This window comes from uncultured Sunxiuqinia sp. (assembly GCF_963974515.1).
Classification (GTDB): Bacteria; Bacteroidota; Bacteroidia; order Bacteroidales; family Prolixibacteraceae; genus Sunxiuqinia.
In genome coordinates, this window is the sequence record NZ_CAXBDD010000149.1 from 1 (window position 1) to 6,472 (window position 6,472).

The following is a 6,472-nucleotide window of genomic DNA, read 5'->3' on the forward strand; positions in this document are numbered from 1 at the left end:
TTATTGGGTTTCATGAAAGGACAACGGGTAGACCCCGTTAAATGTAAATAGCCATGTGGGACAACTCAGCATGGAATTGAATAGTGAATGCGCCCCCAACGCCGGGATGGGGTTGAATGGATTTGAATCCATTGGATTGTCGTTATTCAACCACTCCGCGGTTGTTGAAACATCTGAAACCTGTGACCATGCATTTCATACGTGGCTATTCACGTTGAATCGCTTCGCGTTTTTTGCATCGGTCAGAATAGCCTGGCTCAATGTACGGGCAATGAAAAAGGGGCACCCTTTCGGATACCCCTGCTTTCTTCCCAATTCAAACACTTCAACTCAATTCACAATCACTCAATCAAATGTTATGCTTGTTCTTCAACCGGTTCGAGGAACAGTTTCATGTCGTCGTCCACGTTGGTGATTCCGGCGATGCCGAAGTTTTCGACCAGTACCTTGGCTACGTTGGGCGACAGGAATGCCGGCAATGTTGGCCCCAGGTGGATATTTTTCACACCCAGGTAAAGCAGTGCCAGCAACACAATCACCGCTTTTTGCTCGTACCAGGCAATGTTGTAGGCGATGGGCAGTTCATTCACATCGTCCAGCTCAAAAATTTCTTTCAGCTTTAAGGCCACGACTGCGAGTGAGTACGAGTCGTTGCACTGTCCGGCGTCGATTACGCGTGGAATGCCGTTAATATCGCCCAGGGGCAGTTTGTTGTAACGGTACTTGGCGCAACCAGCCGTCAGAATGACGGTATCTTTCGGCAGTTTTTCGGCAAACTCGGTGTAGTAGTCACGGCTCATCATTCGGCCATCGCATCCGGCCATGACAAAGAATTTACGAATGGCGCCGGTTTTTACGGCTTCAACAATTGGTCCGGCCAGTTCGAACACCTGGTTATGAGCGAATCCCCCCACGATTTCGCCCGTTTCAATTTCAGTTGGCGCGGCACATCTTTTCGCATGTTCGATGATCATGGAAAAATCTTTCATCTCACCTTCAACACGGTCCGGAATGTGGATAGCTCCCGTTAAACCGCTGGCGCCCGTGGTGTAGATACGATCGTTATAGCTGGCGTTTTCCAGTGGCGGAACAATGCAATTGGTCGTAAACAGGATGGGCCCATTGAAGGACTCAAACTCCTCTTTTTGTTTCCACCAGGCATTGCCGTAGTTTCCGGCCAGGTGGCTGTACTTTTTGAAGGCCGGGTAATAGTTGGCTGGCAACATTTCGCTGTGGGTGTACACATCCACACCGGTTCCTTCGGTTTGTTTCAGCAGATCTTCCATGTCTTTCAGGTCATGCCCCGAAATGAGGATGGCCGGATTGTTGCGTACGCCGATATTCACTTTGGTGACTTCCGGGTTTCCGTATGAGCTGGTGTTGGCAGCATCCAGCAGCGCCATGACATCCACACCAAATTTACCGGTTTCCAGGGTCAGGTTCACCAACTCATCCACGCTCAAGTCTTTGGTGGTAGCTGCCAGGGTCTCTTGCAGAAAGTCGAAAATTTCCTGTTTCTCGTGTCCCAGGTTATAAGCGTGCTCCGCATATGCGGCCAGGCCTTTCAATCCGTAAATGATCAGCTCTTTCAAAGAACGAACGTCTTCGTTCTTTTCGCTGAGTATTCCTACTTCCTGGGCTTTGGCTTCAAATTCTTCGCCCGTTTTGGCGGTCCAGTGAACCGACTCGTGAGTGCTGATCAGCAAGCCGGCATCGGCCACTTTCCCTTTTAGCTCGTCGCGTAACTTCAGGGCTTTTTTGATGCGGATTACAAAGGCCGTGTGATCGAAATTGGCATTGGTAATGGTGCTGAATAAACCATCAACGACGGCTTTGTTAACTTTTTTATCGGCTTTTCCAACAGCTTTCAGGTCGGTGTTTAAGATTGAAATCCCTTTCAGCACAAAGAGCAAAGTGTCTTGCAGGTTGGCTACATCGGCAGGTTTTCCGCAAACTCCTTTAATGGTACATCCAATTCCTTTTGAAGCCTCCTGGCACTGAAAACAAAACATATTCTCCATAACTCAATTCTATTATTTTCTGGTTAAATGATTTTTCATTTCTAATGGTAGTGGTAGAAGCACAAAGAAGTCATCCCGAACTTGGTTCGAAATCTGTGTCAACCAGGAAAGGTGTGTCCTTCCGACAGATCCTGAAACAAGTTCAGGATGAATCGATTCGCTGTTTGACGTAGCTTCGCCACTATCTTTTATTTCTTTTTTGATTTTGGGGTGACTTAAAAAAAGCCGGGAATTGGTGCTCCCGGCTACTTCGCCTTTACATCCACTCTTCTGCTAATACATCCCCTCTGATTCCAACTACAATTTCTTTTACCGGTACTTTGCGACTTGCCCGGTCGATGGCGATTTGCACCAGTTGCGATAGACCCCCGCAGCAAGGTACTTCCATAATCACCACCGTGATGGTGTTTACTTTTGACTCGTCGATTAGCCGAATCAATTTCTCCACATAGATTTCTTTTCCCTGGTCTAATTTAGGACAGGCGATGACCAGCTTTTTGCCTTTGATAAAGGTGTCGTGAAAACTTCCGTGGGCAAATGCGGCGCAGTCGGCTGCTACCAACAGGTCGGCGCCCATGAAGTAGCCGGCCGCGGGATTAATCAGGTGCATTTGCACAGGCCACTGCTGTAATTCTGATTGTCCGGCCGGAGCTGCTGCAGCCTGGGGTGCCATCACAAACGCTGGTTTTTCGAAGCTCACCGGAGCTGATCCCGGGCATCCGCCTGAGGCACATCCGGATTCCTGGTGCGCTTCGGGTTTGCTGTTGTGCACTTCGCTGATAATCGCTGATACATCAACCGGCAGTTCGTCTTCGTTGGCTTTCAGGTAGCGCACGGCTTCCTGTAGAAAGCCGGTTTCACCATGATCTTTCAAGTGCTTCAGGTGCGCAATTATCAAGTTCTGGCCTTTCGGGATCATCTGCTTGATGACGGTTACTTCATCGTACTCCTCAGCCTCACGCTTTTCAATTTCAATGGCTCCCTGGGGACAATGACCCAGGCAGGCACCTAATCCATCACACATCAATTCGCTAATTAAGCGTGCCTTGCCATCAATAATTTGTAATGCTCCTTCGTGACAATTTGGGATACACAATCCACATCCGTCACACAAGTCTTCATCTATTTTTACGATTTCTCTGATCATCTTTTCCTAAATTTGATGCAACAAAAATAGCTGCCCCCTGTTTGAGGGCATGTATCAAATGTTACAAACTCCGAATTTTTATGCTTGATTTTGAATTACTGGCCAAGTCACCTGTTTTTATGGGGATTTCGGCCGAACGGCTTTCTGAGATTATGCAGCAAGTGCATTACCAGGTGAAGGGCTTTCAGAAGAATGAGCTGGTGGTGCATGCCGGTGATGAATGCAACCGGTTGTTTATTGTGCTCGAAGGAAGTGTGAAAGGCGAAATGGCCGACTATACCGGGAAAACCATCAAGATTGAAGATATTGAGGCACCGCGTCCCTTGGCGGCCGCTTTTTTGTTTGGAAAGAACAACCGTTTCCCGGTAACGGTGATTGCCAATGAGCGGGTGAGCCTGTTGAGTATCAGTAAGCCTGAGTTTTTGAAGCTGTTGCAACAAGATTCAAGAATCCTGACTAATTACCTGAATTCGATTTCGTCGCGCGCCCAGTTTTTGTCGCAGCGCATTAAATTTCTGTCGTTTAAAACCATTCGGCAAAAGATCGCGCACTACCTGCTCGAGCTGGCCGGCGATCGGCTGGCTGTGGTGGAGCTGCCCTTGTCGCAAGCTCAGCTGGCCGAGTTTTTTGGTGTTACCCGGCCCTCACTTGCCCGGGCCATGGGCGAGCTGGACCAGGAAGGCCTGGTTGAAGTACAGCGTCGGTCGATCCGGATTTTGGATAAGCAAAAGATGAATGAGTTGCTGAAAGGCTAAAGCAAACAAGAAATCATATCTACTCCGATAAAATCGCGCGGGCTGGTGTTGTTTGACCCTTCCAGTCCAGAGGTATTTCCAATCTTTACCATCTGTGGGTTAAAAAACAAGAAAGAATCGATAGTTCCAACCACCTCCGCCTCGCTGCCCTTGGGATCTCCTTCGGTTAAAAGCCGGACAGGCTCCTGAAAATGTAGGAGAAAGGGAGCCCGGAGTTGACGACCCGATTGGGTTGAAATTGGCCGCGTACTGAGCAACTGAAAACTGACAGCCGTTCATCTCCCCTGCGATCTTTTTGGTTAAACTTCTTTATAAAGCCAATAAAGGCCTGCCGGCAATATTTTCTTCGGCAAAACAAGGTCTTTCCTGAAATTACGCCATCTTTGTAAATCGAAAATGACAAGCGTACGTTCATGGCCAACAAGTATTTCCAACCGATTAAGCGATTTTTGCCTGATGGATTTATCTCCGGCATTCTCCTAATGATTCTTTTGGCTTACCTGCTTCCGGGTATTGGAAGGCAGGGCAGCGCCATCGAGCTGAAAGTGCTCATTCGCTATGGCATCTCGCTGCTGTTTTTCTTTTATGGCTTGCGGCTGAGCCCCGAAAAACTAAAGGCTGACCTGAGTAATTGGCGCCTGCACCTGTTGATTCAATCCATTACTTTTTTGGTTTTTCCCTTGGTTGTGCTGGCATTTCGCCCCTTGCTGGCAGGCACCGAAAATGAAATGCTTTGGTTGGCCGTTTTCTTTCTGGCGGCCCTGCCCTCTACCGTATCTTCTTCTGTGGTTATGGTCTCCATCGCTGAAGGCAACTTGCCCAGCGCCATTTTTAATGCCAGTATTTCCGGAGTCATCGGCATTTTATTCACCCCGCTATGGATGGGAATTTTTCTGGAGAAACAAAGCGAAGCCTTCGCCTTTGGTGAAGTGATCCAAGACTTGGTGATCCAAATTCTTATTCCGGTATTTATCGGCCTTTTACTGCATCGTTGGTGGGGTGTTTGGGCCAATCGAAACAAGCGCTATTTGAGCCTGTTCGATAAATCGATTATTTTGATGGTGGTGTACCGGAGTTTCAGCGATTCGTTTCTCAATGGCATCTTCACGAGCATTAAACTCCATGAGTTGTTGCTGTTGGGAGGTAGCGTGATCGGCTTGTTCTTTTTCATTTTTGAAGGGACAAAGGTGCTGACCCGGCTGATGCAGTTCAATCGTGAAGACCGGATTACCATTTTGTTTGCTTCCTCAAAAAAATCTCTTGTGCATGGCTCAGTCATGGTCATGGTGTTGTTTGGTGATACCACGATCGGCAGTTTGTTTTTGGTACCGGTTATGATTTACCATGCCTTTCAGTTGTTCTATATCAGCATTGTGGCCCGCCGCTATGGGAAGGAGAAGGGATTGAAGGATTGAGTGTTGAAGGATTGAAGGATTTTGGGGTGGGATTTTCAATTCGATTTAATACCTTTATCCATTACCGAAAACCGAGAAAAAACGTATGGTTCGAACACTAGCTAAAATAAGCCTGGTTTTACTGATTATTGTTTCTCTGCCCATGGGATTCTACTTGGTCAGGGAATTTTCTGCCTTGAGTAAAAACGAAGAGATGGTTGAGCGCGTATTCAGCACCCAGCTCGAATCCATCCTGTATTCCATCAATCAATATTCTGAAAATGTGGTTCAGCAATGGAGTCAAAGCCTCGATCATCCGGTCGATCCCCAGGGCGAGCTCATGCAAGGACTGACAGAAAGCCTGTTTGCCAAGAATGAAGCCTTGAAGGCGGTGCGTTTTTCGGATCTGAATTCCCGGGAGCAGCGGGCGGTTTATTTCAACGACTCGGTTTTTACGATTGATCGCTGGCCCGGGCAAAGCCAGCTTGACGTGCTTCGGGGCTACCTCGAATCCAATTATCAGCGTGTGGAGGTGGAGCCATTCAACGACAAGCTCATGCTCTATTTCTTACCTAAAAATCGGAATGGCGAGCAGCTTTGTCAGTTGGTGGTGGAGCGGCAGGCCTTTATTCAGCAGAACCTCAGCCCCATGATTCAGCAAGTGGCTCACGATATTTTTTACATCAGCATTGCCGATTCGCTCTCGAATCAAGTGCTGTTTACCACCGGAGATGATAGCGGACTGGCTCAAACCATGGCGTATGCAGACATGTGGTACCTCCCCGGTCATCGGCTCGGAATCCGGCTCAAGTCGAAAACCTTGGTGGATTTGGCTACCGAGCGCACCCAGCGCGACAATTACATGCTGATGGGCGTGGGATTGCTGGTGGTATTGGGCTTCATTTTCGTGGTGATCAACATCCGGAAAGAGATGAAGCTGGCCGAAATCAAGTCCGAGTTTGTGGCCAACGTGTCGCATGAAATACGAACGCCCCTGGCCCTGATCAGCATGTATTCAGAAACACTTTTATTGAAACGGGTCAAAACCGAGGAGAAACAGGCCGAATATCTTCAAACCATTCATGAGGAAAGCGCCCGCCTGACCGGCATTGTGAACCGGATTCTGAATTTCTCACGCATTGAGCGCAACCGGAT

The 6,472-nt window shown here is 48.2% G+C and carries 5 protein-coding genes; 3 read left to right on the forward strand and 2 right to left on the reverse strand.

Going from position 1 to position 6,472, the window contains the following annotated elements; translation table 11 throughout:
* Window positions 1-356 precede the first annotated feature (356 nt).
* Window positions 357-2,021 (reverse strand): hydroxylamine reductase, encoded by a 1,665-nt coding sequence (gene hcp / locus AAC033_RS17845; protein WP_339740646.1) that lies wholly within the window; start codon window positions 2,019-2,021, stop codon window positions 357-359.
* Window positions 2,022-2,277: 256 nt separating this feature from the next.
* Window positions 2,278-3,168, reverse strand: coding sequence for a 4Fe-4S binding protein (locus tag AAC033_RS17850; RefSeq protein WP_339740649.1), 891 nt, complete (start codon window positions 3,166-3,168; stop codon window positions 2,278-2,280).
* Between the two features lie 80 nt (window positions 3,169-3,248).
* On the opposite strand from AAC033_RS17850, the gene AAC033_RS17855 reads away from it, so the two are divergent.
* From AAC033_RS17855 to AAC033_RS17865, 3 genes are all read left to right on the forward strand, one after another.
* Window positions 3,249-3,923: a Crp/Fnr family transcriptional regulator gene (locus AAC033_RS17855; RefSeq protein ID WP_339740651.1), complete on the forward strand. Its 675-nt coding sequence runs from the start codon at window positions 3,249-3,251 to the stop codon at window positions 3,921-3,923.
* 413 nt (window positions 3,924-4,336) lie between these two features.
* On the forward strand, window positions 4,337-5,338 hold the full coding sequence (locus AAC033_RS17860) for a bile acid:sodium symporter family protein (protein WP_339740653.1): 1,002 nt from the start codon (window positions 4,337-4,339) through the stop codon (window positions 5,336-5,338).
* 85 nt (window positions 5,339-5,423) lie between these two features.
* Window positions 5,424-6,472, forward strand: a 1,049-nt coding sequence (locus AAC033_RS17865) for a histidine kinase dimerization/phospho-acceptor domain-containing protein (RefSeq protein ID WP_339740656.1), incomplete at its 3' end; no start/stop codon positions are given.